General features: G+C 65.3%; 24 protein-coding genes. 15 read left to right on the top strand and 9 right to left on the bottom strand.

The window, feature by feature from the left end; all coding sequences use genetic code 11:
• Positions 1–4 precede the first annotated feature (4 nt).
• The 5 genes from J2805_RS04760 to J2805_RS04740 all read right to left on the bottom strand — a co-directional run bounded on the left by J2805_RS04760 (position 5) and on the right by J2805_RS04740 (position 3,990).
• Positions 5–445, bottom strand: coding sequence for an ankyrin repeat domain-containing protein (locus J2805_RS04760; protein WP_309969973.1), 441 nt, complete (start codon positions 443–445; stop codon positions 5–7).
• Positions 442–1,527, bottom strand: a complete 1,086-nt coding sequence (gene ygfZ, locus J2805_RS04755; RefSeq protein WP_309969970.1) for a CAF17-like 4Fe-4S cluster assembly/insertion protein YgfZ — start codon at positions 1,525–1,527, stop codon at positions 442–444. The genes J2805_RS04760 and ygfZ overlap by 4 nt, the downstream gene beginning before the upstream one ends.
• Positions 1,528–1,607: 80 nt before the next feature.
• Positions 1,608–2,342 carry a flavodoxin family protein gene (locus J2805_RS04750; protein ID WP_309969967.1) on the bottom strand — a complete coding sequence of 245 codons (735 nt, stop codon included), beginning with the start codon at positions 2,340–2,342 and terminating at the stop codon, positions 1,608–1,610.
• Positions 2,343–2,474: 132 nt separating this feature from the next.
• Entirely contained in the window at positions 2,475–3,089 is a 615-nt protein-coding gene (locus J2805_RS04745) for a nitrobindin family protein (RefSeq protein WP_309969964.1), read from the bottom strand.
• A 166-nt stretch (positions 3,090–3,255) separates the two neighbouring features.
• Complete coding sequence (locus J2805_RS04740; RefSeq protein ID WP_309969960.1) at positions 3,256–3,990, bottom strand: permease; 735 nt, start codon at positions 3,988–3,990, stop codon at positions 3,256–3,258.
• Between the two features lie 276 nt (positions 3,991–4,266).
• On the opposite strand from J2805_RS04740, the gene J2805_RS04735 reads away from it, so the two are divergent.
• The 14 genes from J2805_RS04735 (at position 4,267) to asd (ending at position 17,338) form a co-directional block, all read left to right on the top strand.
• Positions 4,267–4,965 carry a winged helix-turn-helix transcriptional regulator gene (locus J2805_RS04735; protein ID WP_011692843.1) on the top strand — a complete coding sequence of 233 codons (699 nt, stop codon included), beginning with the start codon at positions 4,267–4,269 and terminating at the stop codon, positions 4,963–4,965.
• 279 nt (positions 4,966–5,244) lie between these two features.
• Positions 5,245–6,216 carry a mycothiol synthase gene (mshD, locus tag J2805_RS04730; protein ID WP_309969957.1) on the top strand — a complete coding sequence of 324 codons (972 nt, stop codon included), beginning with the start codon at positions 5,245–5,247 and terminating at the stop codon, positions 6,214–6,216.
• A gap of 103 nt (positions 6,217–6,319) precedes the next feature.
• Entirely contained in the window at positions 6,320–8,575 is a 2,256-nt protein-coding gene (locus tag J2805_RS04725; RefSeq protein ID WP_309969954.1) for an RNA degradosome polyphosphate kinase, read from the top strand.
• 10 nt (positions 8,576–8,585) lie between these two features.
• Positions 8,586–9,590 (top strand): NUDIX hydrolase, encoded by a 1,005-nt coding sequence (locus J2805_RS04720; protein WP_309969951.1) that lies wholly within the window; start codon positions 8,586–8,588, stop codon positions 9,588–9,590.
• 114 nt (positions 9,591–9,704) lie between these two features.
• Positions 9,705–11,372 (top strand): hypothetical protein, encoded by a 1,668-nt coding sequence (locus J2805_RS04715; protein WP_309969949.1) that lies wholly within the window; start codon positions 9,705–9,707, stop codon positions 11,370–11,372.
• A complete protein-coding gene (locus J2805_RS04710; protein WP_309969946.1) occupies positions 11,369–11,758 on the top strand; it encodes a GntR family transcriptional regulator in 390 nt (129 codons plus the stop codon). Before J2805_RS04715 ends, J2805_RS04710 begins: the two co-directional genes overlap by 4 nt.
• 9 nt (positions 11,759–11,767) lie before the next feature.
• Positions 11,768–12,571, top strand: a complete 804-nt coding sequence (locus J2805_RS04705) for a thymidylate synthase (RefSeq protein WP_309969943.1) — start codon at positions 11,768–11,770, stop codon at positions 12,569–12,571.
• Positions 12,568–13,152 (top strand): dihydrofolate reductase, encoded by a 585-nt coding sequence (locus J2805_RS04700; protein WP_309969940.1) that lies wholly within the window; start codon positions 12,568–12,570, stop codon positions 13,150–13,152. The genes J2805_RS04705 and J2805_RS04700 overlap by 4 nt, the downstream gene beginning before the upstream one ends.
• Positions 13,153–13,157: 5 nt before the next feature.
• A complete protein-coding gene (locus J2805_RS04695; protein WP_104171996.1) occupies positions 13,158–13,376 on the top strand; it encodes an NF038396 family protein in 219 nt (72 codons plus the stop codon).
• A 226-nt stretch (positions 13,377–13,602) separates the two neighbouring features.
• Positions 13,603–14,532: a hypothetical protein gene (locus J2805_RS04690; protein ID WP_309969937.1), complete on the top strand. Its 930-nt coding sequence runs from the start codon at positions 13,603–13,605 to the stop codon at positions 14,530–14,532.
• A 15-nt stretch (positions 14,533–14,547) separates the two neighbouring features.
• Entirely contained in the window at positions 14,548–15,207 is a 660-nt protein-coding gene (locus J2805_RS04685) for a hypothetical protein (RefSeq protein WP_309969933.1), read from the top strand.
• Positions 15,207–15,620 carry a hypothetical protein gene (locus J2805_RS04680; protein ID WP_309969930.1) on the top strand — a complete coding sequence of 138 codons (414 nt, stop codon included), beginning with the start codon at positions 15,207–15,209 and terminating at the stop codon, positions 15,618–15,620. Before J2805_RS04685 ends, J2805_RS04680 begins: the two co-directional genes overlap by 1 nt.
• Before the next feature lie 185 nt (positions 15,621–15,805).
• Positions 15,806–16,039, top strand: a complete 234-nt coding sequence (locus tag J2805_RS04675) for a hypothetical protein (protein WP_309969927.1) — start codon at positions 15,806–15,808, stop codon at positions 16,037–16,039.
• A gap of 156 nt (positions 16,040–16,195) precedes the next feature.
• Entirely contained in the window at positions 16,196–17,338 is a 1,143-nt protein-coding gene (gene asd, locus J2805_RS04670) for an aspartate-semialdehyde dehydrogenase (RefSeq protein WP_309969925.1), read from the top strand.
• Here asd and J2805_RS04665 read toward each other — a convergent pair.
• Positions 17,335–18,441, bottom strand: coding sequence for a winged helix DNA-binding domain-containing protein (locus J2805_RS04665; RefSeq protein ID WP_309969922.1), 1,107 nt, complete (start codon positions 18,439–18,441; stop codon positions 17,335–17,337). The genes asd and J2805_RS04665 overlap by 4 nt on opposite strands.
• Positions 18,442–18,587: 146 nt before the next feature.
• Between J2805_RS04665 and J2805_RS04660 the strand changes: the two genes are divergently transcribed.
• Positions 18,588–19,076, top strand: coding sequence for a hypothetical protein (locus J2805_RS04660; protein WP_309969920.1), 489 nt, complete (start codon positions 18,588–18,590; stop codon positions 19,074–19,076).
• An 11-nt stretch (positions 19,077–19,087) separates the two neighbouring features.
• Here J2805_RS04660 and J2805_RS04655 read toward each other — a convergent pair whose 3' ends face one another.
• Genes J2805_RS04655 through J2805_RS04645 form a run of 3 tightly spaced genes read right to left on the bottom strand, consistent with a single transcriptional unit; the run spans position 19,088 to position 21,940 of the window.
• Positions 19,088–20,155: a UDP-N-acetylmuramate dehydrogenase gene (locus J2805_RS04655; RefSeq protein ID WP_309969918.1), complete on the bottom strand. Its 1,068-nt coding sequence runs from the start codon at positions 20,153–20,155 to the stop codon at positions 19,088–19,090.
• A gap of 38 nt (positions 20,156–20,193) precedes the next feature.
• On the bottom strand, positions 20,194–21,495 hold the full coding sequence (locus tag J2805_RS04650) for an MFS transporter (protein ID WP_309969915.1): 1,302 nt from the start codon (positions 21,493–21,495) through the stop codon (positions 20,194–20,196).
• Positions 21,488–21,940, bottom strand: a complete 453-nt coding sequence (locus J2805_RS04645; RefSeq protein WP_396134216.1) for a MaoC family dehydratase — start codon at positions 21,938–21,940, stop codon at positions 21,488–21,490. The genes J2805_RS04650 and J2805_RS04645 overlap by 8 nt, the downstream gene beginning before the upstream one ends.
• Between the last annotated feature and the right edge of the window lies 1 nt (position 21,941).

Below are 21,941 nucleotides of genomic sequence, written 5' to 3'. Positions count from 1 at the left end.
GCCGTCAGCGCAGGAGAGCCTGGATGTCGGTCCGGGCGAACATCTCTGCGGCTGCACGTGCCGAGGGCGTCCCGGCGTCCGGGTCCGCCCCTGCGCCCAGAAGCACTTCTGCCACGTCCGTGTAACCCTTAAAGGCTGCCCCCGCCAGCGGCGTCTGCCCGCGGTCGTTGACGGCGTTCGCGTCCGCGCCGTGCTGCAGGAGCAGCTGAACCGCGGGGGCGTGGCCGTGGTAGGCCGCCAGCATCAGGAGCGAGTCCCCGGCTGCGTTGGTCATGTTTGCCGGCGCCCCGGCGTCGAGGTAGCTGCCCAGCAGTGCGGCATCGCCCTGCCGTGCCGCGTCGAAGAGCGCATGGGCCAAAGCGAGGGTTTCGTCGTCAGGGCCGGACGCGGGGTTGTGCCCTGAGGCGGTGTGCCCTGAGGCGTTGTCCCCTAGGTTGTCTGTCATCGGTGTGTTCCCTTCAGGAATCCGGTCTGCCGGCCAACCACCTGGCCCGCGTCGGGAGCCACAATGACTTCCTGCGCGGCCGTGTATGGTTCGTCGCCGTCTACGACCGTCAGTATTTCATCCGGGGAGACCGAACGCTTTATGACTGCCAGCGCGACGGGGCCCATTTCGTAATGCTGGACTACGGAGGTCACTGTTCCCACTTTCCGCTCCCCCAGGCGCACCTCGCTGCCCACGGCGGGGAGGGTGTGCTGGGAGCCGTCCAGCTGGAGGAAGACCAGGCGCCGCGGCGGGTGCCCCAGGTTGTGCACGCGCGCGATGGTCTCCTGGCCCTTGTAGCACCCCTTTGTCAGGTGGACGGCGGTGCGCAGGAGGTCCAGTTCGTGGGGGATGGTCTTGTCGTCGGTTTCAGCACCGAGGCGGGGGCGCCACGCGGCGACGCGGAGTGCTTCCGCGGCCCAGGCGCCGGCAAGGGGCCGGTCACCCACGGTCGCTTCAAGCTCCGCGGCCGGCACCAGGTATTCGAACCACGGCCGCTCAAGGCCCGGGTGGGAATCTTCACCGACCACGGAGTAGGCGTAACCGCCGGCGGCTACGTGGGGCCAGGGGTCTTCCCACACCAGCAGGCCCGACCACTCCTCCACCTGCTTGGTGCTCCCCAAGACAGCCCATTCGTCGGACACGTCCGCAATCTCCACACGGAGCATAAACTTCATGCGGTTCAGCCACTCCGCCAGCGGCGCCGCTTCGGCGGCCTCCACAATCAGCCAGGTGGTCCCGCCGTCGTCAATCACCCGCGCGTCGAATTCAATGCGGCCCTGAATGCTGAGCAGCAGCAGTTCGCTGGACTCCCCCGGAGCAAGATTGGTGACCTGCTGGGAGGACAGTGTATTGAGCCAGCTCAAGCGGTCCGGACCGGAGACGGTGACAACGCCCCGGTGTGAAAGGTCGACGACGGCGGTTCCGGCCGCCAGCGCCCGCTGCTCCCGCAGCGGCTCACCGTAATGCGACGCGACGCCGGAGTCCGCACCGCCGGCCTCGACGGCGCCAGGGCGCGACAACAGGGGGCTCTTGGTAGTCATATGAAGGGAACATCCTTTGGTGGGCAGGTATTCCGGCGCCGGCTTGCCCGGCTCCGGAAATCGGTGGCGTGAGCGGGGGGTTAGCGGTATTCGGGGTTTTCGAAGTCGAACCGGGTACCGGCCTTCCAATCCTCCGGCAGGTTGCCGTAGGCCGGAATCCCGCCCGCATCCTTGAGTATTCGCGCAAAGTGCAGCAGGTTCCATGTCATGAACGTCGTGTTGCGGTTGGTGAAGTCGCTCTCCGGCCCTCCCGAGCCCTCATCCAGGTAGCTCGGACCCGGCCCTACCGGTCCGATCCATCCTGCATCAGCCTGTGGAGGAATGGTGAAGCCGACGTGCTGGAGGCTGTAGAGGATGTTCATGGAGCAATGCTTGATGCCGTCCTCGTTGCCGGTGATGAGGCAGCCGCCCACCTTGGGGTAGAAGGCCCATTGGCCCTTCTCGTTCAGTTCCCCGGAGTGCGCATAGAGGCGTTCGATCAGCTTCTTGGTCTGGGAGGAGTTGTCGCCGAGCCAGATGGGTCCGGCCACCACCACGATGTCCGCCTCCCTGACCGCGGGGTACAGTTCCGGCCACTCGTCGGTGGCCCAGCCGTGCTGGCGCATGTCCGGGTAAACCCCGCTGGCGATATCGTGATCGACGGTCCGGATCACCCGGGTGGTGACGCCCTGTTTTTCCATGATGAGGCGGCTGACCTCAATCAGGCCCTCAGTGTTGCTCGTCGCCGGAGACTTCTTGAGGGTGCCGTTGAAGAAGACGGCTTTGAGATCGCCATAGTCTGCGCTCTTCCCGGGGCCTGGCTGCCGGCTGTTCACGGTCTTGCTCCCTGCACTCGTTGCGGACAACAAAAATCAGTGAGACCTGTCGACTGGGCAGGCCCGGTGATCCTGCGGAGTCTTGCCCTGCGGCGCCTTGCTTTACTGCGCCTTGCTTTACTGCGCCTTGGCCTACGGGACCTTGCTGAGGATGGCCGAAGCGTGTGCTTCCAGCCCGCCGCCCGGTGTGGAGCCCTTACCGGTGGCCACATCCCAGCGCCAGAGAAGCTTTCCCTCCACCAGGCCGAAAATCCGCGTCGCTGCGGTGTACTCCTTCGAGTGGCTCCCGCGCATCACCATGTCGGTGCTCAGCTGGATTTGGGGACCTTTAATCTGCCCGTAGTAAAGCTCCGAAATGCCGCCGGGGTGCGAAACGGAGACGGAGATGTCGAAGCCGCCGTCGCTGTTTCGCAACGCCTCGACTTCGTCGGCGCTCTTCAGGACGGGAACGATGTCCGCCGGGATCAGCCCAGGCCCGCCGTCTTCCTCGCGCTGCTTCCGCTCCAGCGCCCAAAAACCGGTTTCGACCGTCAGTGGCCGCAGCTTGGTGCCTTCGTCATCGGTCAGCCAGCTCTCAGCACGGTACTGAAGGTACGGCAGGCCGTTGTGGGTGAAGGAGACGTGCTGGAAGAAGTGCTCGGAATCCTCCTCGCCGGCTCCCAGCCGTCCGCTGCCCTCCCACTCACCAATGAGCCAGGACAACGGGACGAGCTCGGGAGTGAGGTCTGTAGGAATTTCGATCGGCACAGCAACTACCTCTGCAGACTAGCTCTGGACTGGTATTACTTCTGGCCCTTGAACAGGCGGTAAACCACAAAACCCGCGAACCAGGCCATCGACAGGCTGGCAATGCCAAGCAGGACAAGGAAGAAGATCTCAAATGCAAGTACGGACATGATGCCATCCTAACGCGTTAGTAGATGAGTAGTTTGTCTATGAAGTAGGCGAGCGAACCCACCGCCGCCACGGGTGCGAGGCCCATGCCAAGGGCAGCGGGAATGTTAATCTCATCCCCGCGGAGTATAACCAGTCTGCGCAGGCTGACCAGAACCGCGCCCACCACAATCCCCACCACAGCGGCGGGTATTACGGCGATGTTAGAGAAGATCAGGCCGGCCAGCGGAGCAGTGAGACCCGCCAGCACGATGCCCAGCGGGGCCACGATCCGGTCGGGCCAGCGGATGAGGCCGGCCAGCAAGGCAAACGCCGCGCTGATGCCGGCAACGAGCAGCATTTCCTTGACTCCATTGAACCTGGACGCGGCAATCCATCCTGCGCCGAGACAGGACAGCAGCACACCGGCGCTTGAGCCGAGTGTCGACTCCAGCCGCTGGGCCTGGCCGGTGCCCCGCAGCAGCTGCATCAGGAATACAGCCATGACACCTGCGGCGATGAAGGCCGGGGTCCAGTCGAGGAAGGCCGGGGCCGGGGCATAAGTGGCAGCCACGGCTGCGCCCGCACCGGGAAGCCCGATGATTGCCGCGAGCGTCTTTTTGGCGGGAATGCCCAGGAAATGGGGCCAGCCGATTCCGACGGCCAAGGCCACCAGGATGGCAACGCCGAGCAAAACTTCCGGCGAGGTGTAGGCCCCGCCGACGAAGACAGCAAGCCCGGCAAGCCCGATGGTTCCTATGGTCCACGGCTTCACTGTTTACCCGCGCTCACTCTCTGCTGACGTCACCTTCGCTGCGTCCAATCCTGCCCTATGTGACCTGCTTATGTCGCAAAACGTGAACTGAAAGCGGCCGGATCAGTGTCCGCGAAGGGGCAATTAGGTATACTCATAGCTCAGCTACGCTTCCTTCGGAGGACGCGGTCCCTGCCGGAATTCCGGCTGGCCACTCCCGACGCGGGCAGCCAGTACCGGCCGGTGAAAGCCCGGTTCAGACGCCCAATGATGCGCGGACAGCCCCTTGGAGGAACAATGTCGCACATCCTGCTACTGACGAACAGCACCGGATCCTCGGTGGACATCCTGCCTGCCTTGGAACTGCTGAATCACAGGGTGCACATCCTGCCGGCTGAGCCAACAGCCCTGCTGGAAACCGACCCGTGCGATGTGGTGCTGCTGGACGCCCGCAAGGATCTGGTGGGAGCACGGTCCCTGACGCAGCTGCTCAAGGCCACCGGGCTAAGCGCGCCCCTGATGCTGATCCTCACGGAAGGCGGCATGGCTGCGGTCTCCTCGGCCTGGGCCGTGGATGACATCCTGCTGGACTCGGCGGGTCCGGCTGAAGTCGAAGCAAGGATCCGGCTCTCCGTTGCACGTGCCGTGCCGGAGAAAGAGGACCTTCCCACCGAAATCCGCGCCGCCGGCGTCGTCATCGACGAAGCCAGCTATACGGCCAGGGTCAACGGTGCTCCCCTGAACCTGACCTTCAAGGAATTCGAACTCCTGAAGTACCTTGCGCAGCACCCGGGCCGGGTTTTCACCCGCCAGCAGCTGCTCACGGAAGTGTGGGGCTATGACTACTACGGCGGCACCCGCACCGTGGACGTCCACGTCAGGCGGCTGCGGGCCAAGCTGGGCGCCGACCACGAAAACCTGATCAGCACTGTCCGCAACGTCGGCTACCGCCTGACCCTGGTTCGACAGCCCGAGGAAGAACTGACGGAGGCGTAGCCGCCCCAGCCGGCAGCGCCTGGCTGCGGATCGGCGTCCCCCGTAAATCATGGAAACGAAGAAGCCCCGGACCATCGGTCCGGGGCTTCTTGTTGGGCTTTTACGCCGATAGTGGAGGACATACGGGTCGAACGTATCGAGGCCACCCCAGTGGTGGATCCCCCTCAAATCCCTGCTTCAGGAAGCCGGAACAGGTAACGACTATACGGGGCGGATCCCTTCGCATCAAATCGGCCCTAATCCCTCACCGGGCCGGACGGGACGTATAGCCTTTACTCCATGAGTCCTGTGCATCCCGAAAACTGGCCCGTGCTAGTCATCAAAGGCGAAGTGGATGAGGAGGTGCTGAGGGATTTCACCGCCCTCGCCGCGGCCGCCGAAGAGTCGGACGGCAACCCTCCGCTGTCCGAACAGACGTTTGTGACGCTCCGCGCCGGCGAGTCCGGCAGCCATTCGGTCCTGGCCCTTGCCCTGTACGCGCCGGATGAGGATTCGGATCCCGCCACTGCACAGGACCTGGCCGGCTTCGCCGTGGTGGTCGAGGAAGCGGACGGGACCGGGGTGCTTGAGGTGGCAGTGCATCCGAGCTACCGCAACCAGGGCGTGGCTGACAGGCTGGTGGCCACGCTGAAGGCATCCCGTGGATTCGACGGACTCAAGGCTTGGTCACACGGGAACCACGAGGCCGCGGCAGACCTTGCAGCCAAGTACGGGTACGGCCCCATCCGCGAACTGTGGAAGATGCGGCTCACGGCCTCCGACACGGAACTTCCCGACGCCAACCTCCCGGAAAACGTCACCCTGCGCGCCTTCGTGCCCGGCCAGGACGAGGAGGCCTGGCTCGCAGCCAACAAGGCCGCCTTCGCGCACCACCCCGAGCAGGGCAACATGACCAGGGAAGATCTGGCAGCCCGGATGGCCGAGGACTGGTTCGATCCGGCCGGTTTCCTCCTGGCCGTTGACGCCTCCGACCGGATCCTCGGGTTCCACTGGACCAAGGTGCACCCGCGGCACGGCAGCCATCCGGCGATGGGCGAGGTCTATGTTGTGGGCGTGGCACCCGAGGCCCAAGGTATGGGACTGGGCAAGGCCCTGACGGTGGCCGGCATCAAATTCCTGCAGGACAAGGGCCTCCATGCCGTCATGCTGTACACGGATGCGGACAACGCGCCGGCTGTTTCGCTCTACCGCAGGCTCGGCTTCACGAGGTGGGATGCGGACGTTATGTATGGACCCCTGAACGGCAGTTAATCCAATCGGCTGACGCATGTGCAGAGGTTCAGGAAATCTGCATATCCGCGGAATCGAATGCTTGTAAGGTTGAAGGTAAACCGCGCCAGTAAAAGGAGAGACCATGCAACCGGAATCAGCCGGGACAGCCACGTCTGGAGCTAAGGTGCTGCCAGCGCGCGCCCGCTTCGGGTCCTCCGAAGTGCCGGCGTCCCGGGCCACGCAGGACCGCATCGACATTCCCGAGTTCGCCCCGAATCTCGAACCGGAGGGCGACATCAGCCCGGACCGGTTCCTGGACCGCGAACTCAGCTGGCTGGCCTTCAACTCGCGGGTGCTTGAACTCGCTGAGGATCCCAACCTTTATCTTCTGGAGCGGGTCAGCTTCCTCTCCATCTTTGCCTCTAACCTGGACGAGTTCTTCATGGTGCGCGTTGCCGGCCTGAAGCGCCGCATCGCCACCGGACTTGCCGTCCCGTCCCCGGCCGGCCTGAGTCCCATGCAGGTGCTGGACCAGATTGGCGAAGCCGCCCACCGGCTCCAGCAGCGCCACGCGCGCGTCTACGCTGAACAGATCCGGCCTGCCCTGGCCTATGAGCACATCCACCTCATGCACTGGGATGAACTGGATGACCAGGCCAAGGACCAGCTCAGCGCCATGTTCGCCGAGAAGGTCTTCCCCATCCTGACGCCCCTCGCAGTGGACCCGGCGCACCCGTTCCCGTACATCTCGGGGCTGTCCCTGAACCTGGCAGTGGTGGTCCGCAACCCGGTCAGCGACAAGGAGCTCTTCGCCCGCGTCAAGGTCCCGGACCAGTTGCCCCGGCTCATTTCCATCGACGGCCCGCGCGCCGGGTCCGTGCCCGGCCGGGTGGCCCGGTTCATCGCCCTGGAAGAAGTCATCGCCGTCCACCTGGACCAGCTGTTCGCCGGCATGGAGGTCCTGGAGCACCACACCTTCCGCGTCACCCGTAACGAGGACGTTGAAGTCGAAGAGGACGACGCCGAGAACCTGCTGCAGGCGCTCGAGAAGGAACTGCTGCGCCGCCGTTTCGGCCCGCCCGTGCGCCTCGAGGTCACCAACGACATCAACCCGAACATCCGCGCTCTACTCATCCGCGAACTGGGGGTGGAGGAGTCCGAGGTCTACTCCGTGCCCGCCCCGCTGGATCTCCGCGGCTTGTCCGTCATCGCCGGGATCGACCGCGCGGACCTGCACTACCCCAAGCACGTGCCGCACACCTCGCGGTACCTGAACGAATCCGAAACGTCCAAGGCAGCGAACGTGTTCGCCGCCATGCGGCGGCGGGACATCCTCCTGCACCACCCGTACGATTCCTTCTCCACGTCCGTCCAGGCCTTCCTGGAGCAGGCCGCGGCGGACCCGAAGGTACAGGCCATCAAGCAGACCCTGTACCGCACGTCCGGCGACTCCCCCATTGTCGATGCCCTCATCGACGCAGCCGAGGCCGGCAAGCAGGTGCTGGCCCTGGTGGAAATCAAGGCGCGGTTCGACGAACAGGCCAACATCTCCTGGGCCCGGAAACTGGAACAGGCCGGCGTGCACGTTGTATACGGCATCGTGGGCCTGAAAACCCACTGCAAGCTCTCCCTCGTGGTCCGCCAGGAAGTTGACGGCCTCCGGCGCTACTGCCATATCGGCACGGGCAACTACCACCCGCGCACGGCGCGCTACTACGAGGACCTCGGGCTGCTGACTGCCAACGAACAGGTGGGCGAGGACCTTTCCAAGCTCTTCAACCAGCTCTCCGGCTACGCCCCGAAATCCACCTTCAAGCGACTGCTCGTGGCGCCCCGCTCGGTGCGTTCGGGCCTTATCGACCGCATCGAGAAGGAAATCCGGAACGCCAAGGCCGGCATCGCAGCCAGGGTGCAGATCAAGGTCAATTCCATGGTGGACGAGGCGATCATCGATTCGCTCTACCGCGCGTCTCAGGCCGGCGTGCACGTTGACGTGATTGTCCGCGGCATCTGTTCCCTGCGCCCCGGCATTCCTGGACTCAGCGAAAACATCACTGTGCGTTCCGTGCTGGGACGGTTCCTGGAGCACTCACGCGTCTTCGCCTTCGCCAACGGTGGCGACCCGGTGGTCTACATCGGTTCCGCCGACATGATGCACCGCAACCTGGACCGGCGGGTGGAAGCCCTGGTCCAGCTCACCAGCGGTGACGACACCGCCTACGTGCTGGACATGCTACGCCGCTACATGGACCCCGAAACCGCCAGCTGGCACCTGGACAGCGAGGGCGAATGGACCCGGCACCACCTCGGTGACGACGGCCGGCTCCTCGAGGATGTGCAGTCCTGGCTGCTCGCCTCGCGCTCCCGTCAGCGCCAGCGCCCGACGATAAGGCGGTAGGACCCTGGCCTTGAAGAGTGACGAGACACGTGCCGTCAGCAACGACACGGCAAACGATTCGCTTGTTGCCGACCAGACGGATCATCCCGGCGAACCCATCGCCGTGGTTGCGGCAGGCGCTTTGCCTTGGCGCGTCAACAAGGACCAGCTTGAAGTCCTGCTGATCCACCGTCCAAGCTATGACGACTGGTCCTGGCCCAAGGGCAAGATCGACGCCGGCGAGACGATTCCCGAGTGCGCTGTCCGTGAGATCGAAGAGGAGATCGGCCTCAAGGCCACCCTGGGCATCCCCCTTCCCCCCATTCACTATCACGTCTCTGCCGGCCTGAAGGTAGTGCACTACTGGGCCGTGGATGTGGGCGGCGCTGTGCTTCGTCCGGACGGCAAGGAGGTGGACAGCGTCATGTGGTGTCCGCCGGAAAAAGCGGCCGCGCTGCTGAGCAACCCGGGCGACGTGGCGCCCCTTGAACACCTGGTGGCAGCCCACGAACGCAAGGAGCTGGATACCTGGCCGCTGCTGGTGGTCCGCCATGCCAAGGCAAAACCGCGTTCTTCGTGGACCAAGGCGGAAGGCGAACGTCCGCTCGCGGCCACCGGACTGCGCCAGGCCCAGGCCGTCCGCAGGCTGCTGCATGTGTGGAAGCCGCTGCGCGTGCATTCGAGCCCGTGGCTGCGCTGCGTGGCCACGATTGCCCCGTACGCAAAGTCGGCGGGCGCCAAGGTGAAGCTGCATGAGGCCCTGACGGAGCACCGCCATGCCCGCAGCCCCAAGAAGACCGCTGCGGTTGTCGAATCGCTCTTCGACAAACAGCGTGCCATTGCCCTGTGCACGCACCGGCCCGCGTTGCCAACGGTCATCAAACAGCTCGGGGAGCACATGAACGGCAGGCTGCGTGCGCTCCTGCCGTCTTCCGACCCCTACTTGGCGCCGGGTGAGATCATTGTGTGCCACGTGGCCCGCGGCAACAATCACAAGATCGTGGCAGTGGAACAGTTCCGGCCGTTTGACGACTAAAGGGGCCGGCTGGGGAACCCAGCCGCCCCCGCCCGCCTTCTGGGCGATGCCCGGCTTGACCCCCACATCTTTGTATCAAATACTCAGTGCATTGATACAAAATCTGGGGGAATTATGCCGGTCCAATTCGAACTGCCGCCGTTGCTGCTGCTGGGACCGCTGGTCGGCGCCGTCGTTCTGTACGTAGTGCTGCGGTGGGTAATCTGGGACCCGCAAAAGGGGGCGTCACCCGAATCGGCCTCGCAGCATGCACTCTGGGTTGGAGTCATAGGCTGGATGGCCAGCTCGCTGCAGGGCGCCATGAACATCGGCATCATTCCCGCAGGCTCAACCGCAAACCCCGCAATCAGCCCTTCGCTCCTCACCCCGGAGACAATCATGCCCGCCCTGGCCTGGCCGGTCCTTGGAACCCTGGGAGTCCATGCCCTGGGCCAGCTCAGCTACCCCAGGCCCAGGGGCGTCCGCCGGAAGGCAACCCTCCACGTGCGGAGAATCCGGGACTTCGTCCCCCGATCGCTGGCATGGACAACCTTGGCCATTTTCACTGGCGCAGCGGCATTCATTGCTTGGACGGCCACGCTTCCGGCTTATGATGCGATTCCCTACGGGACGGTGCGGGGTGACCGCCCGGAGGAGTTTCGGACCGTCGGCGGCGACGGCCGCATCCCCGGCATCGAGCTGTCCGGCTGGCTGGGAACCGCGCTGGCCGTGCTGGCCGCGGGAACGTGGCTGGTGCTCCTCCTCATCTCCCGTCGCCGGCAGCTTGACTCCTTGTCAGACCACGACAATTCGCTGCTGCGGACCATTGCCATGAACAGGCTCCTGCGCACGGTGGCAACCGTGGCGTCAGGCCTTGCAGTCATCGCCGGTAACTTTGTGGCCCGGCCGGACCCTGCCCTCGGTAGCACGTCATGGACGAATTTCGCGGGCTTGGTGGGCGTGGCCGTGTTGCTTTGCATGCTGGTGTGGGCGCCGCCAAAACTGGCCGGAATTGAAGCGGCCGCGGCCCTGCGGAACCCGAAACTGAGCCATTCCGGCCCGGGTAGTCACCCGGCTGCCAGGCTTCTGGTGTCGATCGGTGCAGCCGCGGGCATTGCCGCTGCAGTGCCGCTGCTCGTAGGAGTTTTCCTGGTCCCCGCCATCGTTGCTGCCGGCCTGTCCGGTGCTGCGGTCTTCGTGGCCATGGTGGCCGGGCCGGTGCTCCTGGTCCTTGCTGGCGGTGAGATGCTGCTTGCGCGCGATTACGCAAGCCCGGACGAACCACGGACCTGGCCGCGGCAGCCGGTGGGTCCGGCGCTGCTCACCACGCTCATCCTCGCCGTCCTTATCTTTGTTGCGGTCCTGGTGATCTCGGCGGCCGGAAACTCGCTGCTCGGCCGGGACGCAGGCTGGGTCCCGGCCGCTGCCCTCGCTGCCGCGGGTGTGCTCCTTGCTGTTCCCGCCTTCCTCACAACCCGGCGGCGGCACGGCATTCGGAACGCTCCCCGGGGGCTCGACGGTGCGCTGCGGGCGATCACCCTGAACCGGATTGCACGGACGTTGTCAGCAATGTTCATGGCGCAGGCAGCCATGGCGCTGTTTGTGAACAGCCAGGCCTGGGCGGCTGTTTTCGGCGTGCCTTTCATGCCGTCCATTCCCTGGCTTCCCGCCTCGCTCGCAGGCACCGTCCTGGCCGCGGCGGCCATCGCCACCGCCCTTGTGCCGGTGCGGCCCCGTTCCCGCCCCCGCGTCCGGTCCCGTTCCCGGTCGGCTCCCGTGGTCCGCAAGGACAGCGTCACATGACGTCGGGCATTTCCGTGGACCTCGGCTCTGCAGTGCCGCCCTATGAGCAGATCCGCCTTCAGATTTCGTCGCTGATCGCCGTGGGCTCGCTGGCGGCCGGAACCCGGTTACCCACCGTCCGCAGCCTTGCCGCGGACCTGGGCATCGCGGCGGGCACGGTGGCCCGGGCCTACAAGGAACTCGAGCAGGCCGGCCTGATCGAAACGCGCCGGCGGAACGGCACCGTCGTCGTCGGATCACCCGACGACGGCCCGCCGACGGGCGGCGCCGTCACTGCGGAGGTGGTGGCCGCCGTCGACCGGTACATCGCGGAGGGCCGGGCCGCCGGGATCGATGACGGCACGCTCCAGAGCATCCTGCGCGTACGGCTTGGCCATCCTCAGTAGACTGGGACGGTGAGCATTACAACGCCCTATGAAGACCTCCTGCGTGACGTCCTTGCCAACGGCACGCACAAATCTGACCGCACCGGCACCGGGACACTCAGCGTGTTCGGACGGCAGATGCGCTTTGACCTGAGCCAAAGCTTTCCGCTGGTCACCACCAAGCGGGTGCATTTCAAGTCCGTGGCCGTCGAGCTGCTGTGGTTCCTGCGCGGCGAGACCAACGTAAAGTGGATGCAGGACCAAGGCGTCACCATCTGGAACGAATGGGCGGATGCCGACGGCGAACTTGGCCCCGTCTACGGTGTGCAGTGGCGCAGCTGGCCGACGCCCGACGGCGGACACATAGACCAGATTGCAGAACTGGTGGAGAACCTCAAGTCCAACCCGGACTCTCGCCGGCATATCGTCTCCGCCTGGAACGTCGCGGAACTGCAGGACATGGCGCTGCCGCCGTGCCACGCCTTCTTCCAGTTCTACGTTGCAGACGGCAAGCTGTCCTGCCAGCTGTACCAGCGCTCCGCGGACACGTTCCTGGGCGTCCCGTTCAACATCGCATCCTATGCGCTGCTGACGTGCATGCTGGCGCAGCAGGTGGGCCTGGAGCCGGGCGAGTTCGTCTGGACCGGCGGAGATGTGCACATCTACGACAACCACATGGACCAGGTACTCAAGCAGCTGAAGCGGGAGCCCTACGAATACCCGCAGCTGAAGATCCTGCGCAAGCCGGACTCAATTTTCGACTACACGCTGGACGACTTCGAAGTGGTCGGCTACCAGCATCACCCTACGATTAAGGCGCCGATCGCAGTATGAGCACCGACAACGCCATGGATCCCCTGGCCTTCACTGAAAAAATTGCCGACGGCACCACCGGAGTGGGTCTCGTCTGGGCCCAGACCACGGCAGGTGTCATCGGCAAGGACGGCGACATGCCATGGCACCTGCCCGAGGACATGAAGCACTTCACCCGGCTCACCACCGGGCACCCGGTGATCATGGGCCGCAAGACCTGGCTTTCCTTCCCCGACAAGTACCGTCCCCTGCCGGGGCGCACCAACATTGTGGTGACGCGGCAGGAAGGCTGGGGCGACACCCCCGAGGCGCAGGGCGCCCTGGCAGTGAAGTCGCTCGACGACGCCCTCCTGGAATCCCAGTTCGCCCCCGGCCACGAAACCGTGTGGGTGCTGGGCGGCGGGGAAATTTTTGCGCAGACCCTGGACATCGCCAACGTCGCGGTGGTGACGTTCATCGATTCCGAGACCGACGGTGACACCTATGCCCCCGATCTCGGCTTCGAATGGAAGCTGGCCGCGAGCGAACCGGCCACCGGCTGGCTGACGTCCACCAGCGGAACGCGGTACCGGTTCACCATGTGGCGCCGGACAGAGGGCTAGGGAACATGCTGAAAAAGCCGGAAACACTCTTTGTCCTGGGCTACATGCTGCTTCCGCTGCTGGCCCTTCTCTCCGCGATCGTGGGGCTCACCATGATCCTCGGCGGCAACAAGATCGCGGGCGCCATTGTACTGGTGGTGGTCACCCAGGCGTTCGCGTTCGGAGCCGTTTATGCCCTGCGCCTCCGCAAGGCGGCGGTGCTGGAACAGCACGACGCCGAGTAGCGGCTATTGCGGCCCGAACCCTTGCGATGGGGAGATCAGCCCATCGCGGGCACCGGCGTCCAGCTACTACAGTTGTGCGAGCAGCCTGACGAATCCGCTGCTCAGACTTTATGGGGGATGATGCCTTGTGGCAGGAAACATGTGGGGCGCGGATGTTGCCCAGCTACGGACGCTAGCGCAGCAGTTCAGCAAAACGTCCGACACCCTGCTCCAGCAGTCAACACAGTTGACTAACCAGATCAACAACAACCCTTCATGGAAGGGCCCGGACGCGGTGAGCTTCCGGTCCGACTGGAACGGAAGCCACCGGGCACTGGTTCAGCGGGTGGCATTCGCACTCAAACAGGAATCCAAGAATCTCCTTGAGAACGCCAACCAGCAGGAGAACGCCAGTGATGCGGCGCCCGGATCCGGCGGCGGGCCGATCCCAGGTGGCGCCGATTCGGGTGGCGATTCCGGTGACGAAAAGAAACCGTTCCGGTTGGGCCCGGACTGGCTTGCTGACAGTGATGACTCCCCCTCCCCCTTCCGCGGAGGCTGGGACACGTACAACATGATCAAGGCTTTCCCCAACCTACGCGCCGGCATCTTCGACATCGCCGCAATTACGCGCGAATTGGGTTTCCGCCCATCCCTTTCGAAGGCAGCCTGGGACACTTTCCAGGAAACCAACGCCATCAGCAGATACTTCAACATGTCATCGGACCTGTTCGATGGAAAATTCCACAAGGTGCTGAATCTGGCACCGGACTCTTCTGCGTTTAAGGTTCTGGGCGGCTTCGGTCATGCGCTTGGCGGCCTGGGAGTTGGTCTTGACACCCTCGACGCAGTAAATAAGTGGCAAGCCGGGGACACGGGAGGCGCGTATTACTCCGGGGTGAAGGCCGCTCTCGGCGTCGGATCGTTCTTCCCTCCGCCTGCCGGCACAGTTTGTATGGTGGCCAGCGGCGCGCTTGCCCTCTACGACAACGTCCCTGCCGTCAAGAACTCGGTAAATTGGGTGGGTGGGCAGATCGCAGAGGGATGGAACGCCGCGGGACACGCCATCGACCAGAGCGCGGAAGCGGCCGGAGACGCCATTGCCGATGCCGGCGAAGCCGTGAGTGACGCCGTCGGCGACGGCGCAAAGGCCGTATCGAACTTCTTTGGATTCTAGAAAAGGGAATGTCAAGTGACTGACACCATTGCCGAAGCTACTGGCGCAACGGATAAGAAGTACCCCGATTCAATCGGCTTCGGCTACGCCGAGATCGTGGCCCTTCTCAACCTGAACAAGGGAAGCGAAGCCAACAACAGCGCCCACGCCTTGCGCCTGGAGAATGAGCTGGATGACATCAGGATGATTTCCGCCGGCGCATCGTCCTTGGTCGCGCGCGGCTTTGCCAGCGTTGAGCCGGATGGAGAGCTGTCCGTCTCGGGCCCGGTAGCCGCGGTCACGTCGGCCCTCACTTCTGCCGTGCGACGCATGGAGATCTCCCTGCTGACGGCTGACGGAGGAGACAGTGTCTTATCGGTTGAGTCCGAGGACTACCAAATCATCATGCAGCCTCGGGCGTATCTGACGTGGTTTGCGATGGCGCAGAACCCTGAGATCTCTGCCGCCGAAGGAAACTTCTACATCATGCGCAAACACCTTTCGGACAACCCGGCCGGAGGCGCCACGATCCTGCGCCGCGAAGACCCGCACAAGCGCCGGCTTCTTCTCAAGCTCGGAGCAGCTGGCTGGACGGTCGGATTCATCAGCCAAGGGGAGGACGAGGTGGAGGAGATCCCTGGGCTCTCCGACGCACAGGTCCTTGAGAAAATCAGAGAACTCAGGAACGAAAAATAATGTTCAACAACAACCCCGAGCGCGCTGCACGCGACGAAGAGATGTGGCAGTGGCACAAGCAGGCCCTGGCGGCCGGGCAGCAAAGAGTCCTCTCCCGGACCATGAGCGGCGAGCTGTACAGCTACGCGAAGGACGAGATTGGCTTCCGGCGAAATGGGCCGGGAAATGGAGTCTCCACGCTGGGGGGCCTCTTCGTGGTGACCGCTGTCATGGCCGCCTTCGGAATCCTGACGACAGTCATGGCGGTCGGTGTATGGTCGCCCGATGGAGAGCCTGCGTGGGGATTCCTCGTCCTCACGCTCTTTTCGGCAGCCATGGTTTGGTGGGGACTTCGTTGCGCCACCTCAGAGATCAAAGCGAAGAAGATCAGGGAACAGCGCGGAGTCCCCACTCCAAGCGGAGCGCCTTTGTGAAGGTAGGGCGGTTTTCCGACGCCGGTTGCGGGAACGAGCGCGGCACCCCTGGATAGGAATTCTTTGTGAAACCCGATCGACCGGTCTTCCGTCGACCTGACGGCACACCATATGATCCAAGCCGTTTCAATGTGCGCCAGTATGAGGAGCAGTACGGTCCCGGCGGTGTTCCGGAAGGTTACTCGATGGATGCCATAACACCGCTGCAGAGCCCGCGACTGATCATCGCGGTTGGCGTGTTTCTTGTGTTTTTGGCGGGGATCATGGCGTACGGGGCATTCGCGGCTGCAGCGGAATCCGAGCCCGGGCTGTCCGCCTACGCTGCCGTTATGGCCGGGCTGGCCCTGGTCGCAGCGTGGTGGGCCTTCGTTATGGCCCGCCGGCGTCGTCACTGGTTGCGGGGAAAGGGCAGGGCATGAGCCCGCCGGAAAACCAGCCCCAGCGGGGTGACAGGAAGGGCTACCACGCCCGTCAGGTGGAGTCCGAGGCAGAGCGCCAAGGCCTCACCGTCGAAGAGTACTGGACAGTGACGTAACCGACTGCGCCGTGCCGGTTCCGAAGTCTAAACTGGACGAATGACTACAGCAGCTACCCCCTCCGTCGGCCTGGTCGGATGGCGCGGCATGGTCGGCTCCGTCCTGATGCAGCGCATGCAGGACGAAGGCGACTTCGCCAACATCAACCCGGTGTTCTTCTCAACGTCAAACGCCGGAGGTGCCGCCCCGACTCTCGCTGGCGCTGCCGCGGGCGCGGCCGGCAAGCTCGAGGACGCGTTCGACGTCGACACGCTGGCCAAGCTGCCCATTATCGTCACCGCCCAGGGCGGCGACTACACCAAGCAGGTCCACGGCGAGCTGCGCAGCCGCGGCTGGGACGGCCTCTGGATCGACGCCGCCTCCACCCTGCGCATGAACGATGACTCGATCATCGTGCTGGACCCCATCAACCGCGACGTCATCGACAAGGGCCTGGTCAACGGCACCAAGGACTTCATCGGCGGCAACTGCACCGTGTCCTGCATGCTGATGGGCCTCGGCGGCCTGTTCAAGAACGGCCTCGTCGAGTGGGGTACGTCCATGACCTACCAGGCTGCCTCCGGCGGCGGTGCCCGCCACATGCGCGAGCTGCTCAGCCAGTTCGGCACGCTGAATGCCGAGGTCAGCTCGGAACTGGACGACCCGGCGTCGGCCATCCTGGAAATCGACCGCAAGGTCCTGTCGCACCAGCGCACCGACATCGACGCGACGCAGTTCGGTGTCCCGCTGGCCGGCTCGCTGATCCCCTGGATCGACGCGGACCTGGGCAACGGCCAGTCCAAGGAAGAGTGGAAAGCGGGCGTCGAGACCAACAAGATCCTCGGCACTTCCGGCGAGAACCACATCGCGATGGACGGCCTGTGCATCCGGATCGGCGCCATGCGTTCACACTCCCAGGCGCTGACGCTGAAGCTCCGCGAAGACCTCTCCGTGGCCGAGATCGAGAACATCCTGGCTTCGGACAACGAGTGGGCCAAGGTGGTGCCGAACACCAAGGAGGACTCCATGGCGAGCCTCACCCCGGTGGCTGCATCCGGCACCCTGGACATCCCCGTTGGCCGTATCCGCAAGCTCGAAATGGGCCCGGAATACATCAGCGCCTTCACCGTGGGCGACCAGCTCCTCTGGGGCGCCGCCGAGCCGCTGCGCCGCATGCTCAACATCGCCACCGGCACCCTTTAGGCGCCGAGGAACTTCCGGTACCTCGCGGCCTGCAGCTCAAATGACGTTTGGGCTGCAGGCCGCAGTCCGTTAACCGTGTCGAACGGTTCAGGCACGACGGCGGCCGTCCGGCCGTCGCCTTTCCGCCCCCAGGTGCCGATCACCTCGCCGCCGGAGACGATGGTCTTCCTGAACACGCCGTTGCCGCCGGGAACCACCTTTTGGGCGTGCTCGGGCGGCAGCACAAGGGACCGGTCCGTGTAGCCCAGCAGGAACTCGTCGAACCCGGGCAGCGCCAGCAGTGCGCGCTGGCCGGGGACGCCGTCGTCGAGCAGCGCAGCGGTGGCCGGCGACATCCAGTAACTCACCCCTTCGAACTCCAGCTCGGCGAGCTGGTCCTTCACCAACGCCAGTCCGCTGCGGACCTCCGTCACCGGCGTGTTGGACCACCAGGCGAAGTCGCGTACCGTGGCCGGTCCGTGACTGCGCATGTACCGCAGCAGCAGTTCGGCGATGCCCTCGGAACGATCCAGTTCCCGCGACTCCGGGATCCACTCGTCGAATGCCTTGATGAGCTGCTGGTTCCCCACGAGCGGTCCCTGCACCAGCCAGGCCCGCTGGCAGAGGATCCCCAACAGGTGAATGCCGCGCTGGCCGGCCGTGGACTGGCCCGCGCTTTCAAAGGCCTCAAAGAGCTGCCCGCGCGTGGCCGCTCCGCCGCCCGAGACGAGTTCCAGGGCCGCCTCGCGTGCTGCCTCCACGTCCCGGGCGTCAATCTCGAGCTCCCGGTGGCGGCTGCCCATGCCGCGGAGCAGGCGGTCGGCCGTGATGTCCAGGATCCAGCGCAGGTCCTCGGGTGCCAGCAGGTGCAGCGTCCCGCGCATAGGCCATGAGCGGACAACCAGACCTCCATCCAGCGCGGACCGGACCCTGCTGACGCCGCAGTTACGCACCCTGAGGCCGACGGCCCACAGTGCAGCCTGCATGTCCTGGGCCTGCATGGCCGTCATCCAGCGCACGGCATCCGGTACAGAGTCAAAGTCCGGTGCCAGCAGCCCCTGCGCGGCGAGGCGCAGCCTCCCGATAACGTGCCGGGTGACCCTGGTCCGCGTTCCTGCTCCCATGCCCCCATCGTAGGTCCCGTCCCGGACAATTCACGTCCGCGTTTCCGGAAAACACCCGGCCGGGCAGGGGGGTACGGACAGCGGGTTCGGGCAGTACCCCGCCTCTTCCCAGCCCGTTTACAGCAGAGGTCCCTACGCTGGGATGCATGACTATCGGAGACCTCTGGCCGCACCTGCGGCCCCTGTGCCGGGCCCTGGCCCTGCTGGGCTGGGTCACGACTGCCGTCGGCATGGCTGCCGGGCTGTCCATAGCGGTTGCCGGCGGAACCAGCCTCTCCCCCACCGTGCAGACCCTGCAGCTGGTGTCGGTGATCAGCATGGGGGTGGCGGTCATCAGTTTCATCGCAGCGTCCCTGCTGCAGCCCCAGCAGCGCGGCTGGCGCACTGAACACGAGGGCAGCGGGCCAGCCGATGAGGCAGCGGGCGAGATGCCGCCAACGGTCAGGAGCTTCCTGCTGGCTGCTTTCGCTTTACTGGCGGGCGCAGTGGTGTTCGCCTGCGCGGGGCTGGTCCTTCGCAACGGACCCAGCGCGCAATCCGTGGCATTCTGCCAGGTCTTCCTGCTGGGCGCCGCGGCCTCCGGGTTCACGTTCATGCTGTTCAGCAAGGTTGCCCCGCGCCGCAGCAGGAACTGACGGGCGGCGTCCTAGAGTTCGACGCCGATCAGCAGCGGCTCGGGGTGCAGCTCGATGCCAAAGCGCTCGACGACGCCGCGGCGCACCTCACGCGCCACGGCGACCATGTCCGCCGCGCTGGCGGCACCCCGGTTGGTGATGGCCAGGGTGTGCTTGGTGGACAGGGACGCACGGCCGCCGGAAACACTGCCGGCCTCCAGCCCGTAGCCCTTCCCGAAACCGGCATGGTCAATCAGCCAGGCTGCGGACAGCTTTACCAGGCCGTCTGCCCCGGCAGGATACCGGGGAGCACCGTCGGGGAGCGCCTCGGCGGCGTCCGCCGGGACGATGGGGTTGGTGAAGAAGGAACCGGTGGAATAGGTATCACGGTCCGCCTGGTCCAGGACCATGCCCTTGGAGGCCCTGAGCCGCAGGACCTCCCGGCGCACATCGTTGGCGTAAGCCCTCTTCCCCGGCTCAACGCCCAGGGATTTCGCCAGCTCGGCGTACCGGACGGGAGCACTCATCCGGCCCAGCGGCAACTGGAACTCGACCGTCAGCACCACGTAGCGCGGGGATCCCTGGACGGTGGTCTGCTTCAGGACAGAATCGCGGTACCCGAACTTGAGTTCGGAATTGGTGAAGGTGCGGACGGCATTCCGTTCCCGGTCCCAGGTCCGGACCGCGGCAATGGTCTGGGAGACGTCGGCACCGTACGCTCCCACGTTCTGGACCGGAGTGGCACCGGTGGACCCCGGAATGCCGGACAGCGCTTCGATTCCCGACCAGGCGTGGAGCACCGCGTGCTCCACCAGCGCATCCCAGTTGTGCCCTGCCTGGACCACAACAGCCACGCCCCCGCAGGAATCCTCGGCACTGACGGTGAACCCCTCAGAGGCAATCCTGAGCACGGTGCCGGGGTACCCGTCGTCGGAAATCAACAGGTTGGAGCCGCCCGCAATGATCAGCAACTTCTCACCTGCGGCGTCCGCCGAGCGGACGGCGTCGATAATCTCCGACTCCGTGCGCGCCTCGATATAGTCGCCGGCGGGACCGCCGACGGCGGCGGTGGTCAGGTCGGAAAGGAAAGTCTGGGTCACCAGTCCAGCCTAGCGGTCATTGGAAACGGGACCGGCATTCACGAAAGCTTCCGGGCCACCGGGGACAGCAGGAAACTGACCACGAGCATCACCATGACGGCGAGCAGGGAGTGGAGGATGCCCACGTGTTCGGCCAGCAGCCCCAGCAGCGGCGGTCCGCACAGAAAAGCGCCGTAGCCGATGGTGGACACTACGGAGACCCGGGCCGCGGCCTTGACCGGATCATCGGCCGCCGCGGACATCCCGACCGGGAACCCCAGCGATGCCCCGAGGCCCCACACCGCCAGCGCCACGAACGCCATCCAGGGCACGGGCGCGAACACGAACAACCCCAGGCCTGCGACGGCCAGCGCGGCGCACCAGCGCATCACGGGCACCCTGCCAAAACGGTCCAGGACCAGTGTGCCGGCGAAGCGGCCAATGGTCATGAAGGTGACGAACAGTCCGTAGCCGGCCGCACCCGCCGCGTCGCTCTGGCCGTGACCGTCGGCGAGGGCCAGCGCCACCCAGTCACCGGCCGCGCCTTCGGCAAGGGCGAGCCCGAGGACCAGCACACCCAGCAGCAGCGTGCGCCTGTCCCGCCAGGCCTGGGCAATCTGGCGCTTATTGTCCAGCGGCTGCTCCCGGATCGCATCCGTCTGGCGGACGATGGGAATGGGCCCGGTGGAGGGATCCTCGAAGGTATCCGTCCCCGACGCCTTGAAGGGTCGTTCCCCCTGGACCGGCGTGATGTCCGCCCGGAACCAGGAAGCTGCCGTTGCCACCGAGCCTGCCACCACGAGTCCGCCGGCCGCCAGATGCCAGAAGACGGGAATGCCGGCACCGGCTGCCCAGGCGCCCAGCCCGGCGCCGGCCACCGTGCCCAGACTGAAGGAGCCGTGCAGCCGGGGCATGATGTGCCGCCGGACGGCGCGTTCCACCGCGGCGCCTTCCACATTGGACGCAGTGTTCCAGCTCGCGGTGCCCAGTCCGATGATCGCCAGTCCCGCGGCAACCGCCACCGGGCTGGCAAGCACGGAGGTGCCGAACCCTGCCAGCACCAGCCCGACGCCCACCATGATGCTGCCGATCCGGATGGTCCGCTTGGAGCCCAGCCGAAGAACGATCAGTCCAGAAGCGGACACTGAAACAAACGAGCCGGCCGTCATGCAGAGCAGCAGCAGGCCGATAGTTCCCGGGGTCAGGTCCAGGCCGTCCCGGATGGCCGGCAGCCGGGACACCCAGGTGGAAAACGCCAGTCCGCTGGCCCCGTAGGCCACCACGACGGCGTTGCGCCAGTGCGTGATCTCGGCAGCGGGGACGAAGGCGTCCTTGGCCAGGGCAGACTTCCTGTTACGCAAGCCTGACGACTGCCTGGGCCTTCACTAGGACCTTTTGGCCGGCGAAGACCACGGTGAGGTCCACGCGGGCGGTGCCGGCCTCGGCGTCGAGCGCACCGATGGCGCCGCTGACCTCGATGACGGCCCCCGGCTCATCCGTCCCGGTGGTGTCGGTGACCAGTACCGGTTTGGTGAAACGTGTCTGGAAATCGACGACGGCGGCGGGGTCGCCTGCCCAGTCGGTTACGAGCTGGACTGCCGCGCCCATGGTGAACATGCCGTGGGCGATGACACCGGGCAGGCCAACGCCGGTGGCGAAGGCTTCGTTCCAGTGGATCGGGTTGAAGTCGCCCGAGGCGCCGGCATACTTCACCAGGTCCTGCCGGCTGACGGTGATGCTGCGGCTGCCGATGTCCTGGCCGACGGCGAGCTCAGAGAAAACGGGGGTCATGGATGCAGTGCTCATG

It is taken from the genome of Arthrobacter oryzae (genome assembly GCF_031454875.1).
Taxonomy (GTDB): Bacteria; Actinomycetota; Actinomycetes; order Actinomycetales; family Micrococcaceae; genus Arthrobacter; species Arthrobacter oryzae_D.
Note: the sequence above shows the minus strand (reverse complement) of the source record. Positions and strands in the feature narration are given on the sequence as shown.

Excerpts from the sequence above, each read along its gene's own strand:
- J2805_RS04760 (WP_309969973.1), bottom strand. The coding sequence starts at position 445 with ATGACAGACAACCTAGGGGACAACGCCTCAGGGCACACCGCCTCAGGG.
- ygfZ (WP_309969970.1), bottom strand. The coding sequence starts at position 1,527 with ATGACTACCAAGAGCCCCCTGTTGTCGCGCCCTGGCGCCGTCGAGGCC.
- J2805_RS04735 (WP_011692843.1), top strand. The coding sequence starts at position 4,267 with ATGTCGCACATCCTGCTACTGACGAACAGCACCGGATCCTCGGTGGAC.
- mshD (WP_309969957.1), top strand. The coding sequence starts at position 5,245 with ATGAGTCCTGTGCATCCCGAAAACTGGCCCGTGCTAGTCATCAAAGGC.
- J2805_RS04725 (WP_309969954.1), top strand. The coding sequence starts at position 6,320 with ATGCAACCGGAATCAGCCGGGACAGCCACGTCTGGAGCTAAGGTGCTG.
- J2805_RS04715 (WP_309969949.1), top strand. The coding sequence starts at position 9,705 with ATGCCGGTCCAATTCGAACTGCCGCCGTTGCTGCTGCTGGGACCGCTG.
- J2805_RS04710 (WP_309969946.1), top strand. The coding sequence starts at position 11,369 with ATGACGTCGGGCATTTCCGTGGACCTCGGCTCTGCAGTGCCGCCCTAT.
- J2805_RS04700 (WP_309969940.1), top strand. The coding sequence starts at position 12,568 with ATGAGCACCGACAACGCCATGGATCCCCTGGCCTTCACTGAAAAAATT.
- J2805_RS04695 (WP_104171996.1), top strand. The coding sequence starts at position 13,158 with ATGCTGAAAAAGCCGGAAACACTCTTTGTCCTGGGCTACATGCTGCTT.
- J2805_RS04680 (WP_309969930.1), top strand. The coding sequence starts at position 15,207 with ATGTTCAACAACAACCCCGAGCGCGCTGCACGCGACGAAGAGATGTGG.
- J2805_RS04675 (WP_309969927.1), top strand. The coding sequence starts at position 15,806 with ATGGATGCCATAACACCGCTGCAGAGCCCGCGACTGATCATCGCGGTT.
- asd (WP_309969925.1), top strand. The coding sequence starts at position 16,196 with ATGACTACAGCAGCTACCCCCTCCGTCGGCCTGGTCGGATGGCGCGGC.
- J2805_RS04665 (WP_309969922.1), bottom strand. The coding sequence starts at position 18,441 with ATGGGAGCAGGAACGCGGACCAGGGTCACCCGGCACGTTATCGGGAGG.
- J2805_RS04660 (WP_309969920.1), top strand. The coding sequence starts at position 18,588 with ATGACTATCGGAGACCTCTGGCCGCACCTGCGGCCCCTGTGCCGGGCC.
- J2805_RS04645 (WP_396134216.1), bottom strand. The coding sequence starts at position 21,940 with ATGAGCACTGCATCCATGACCCCCGTTTTCTCTGAGCTCGCCGTCGGC.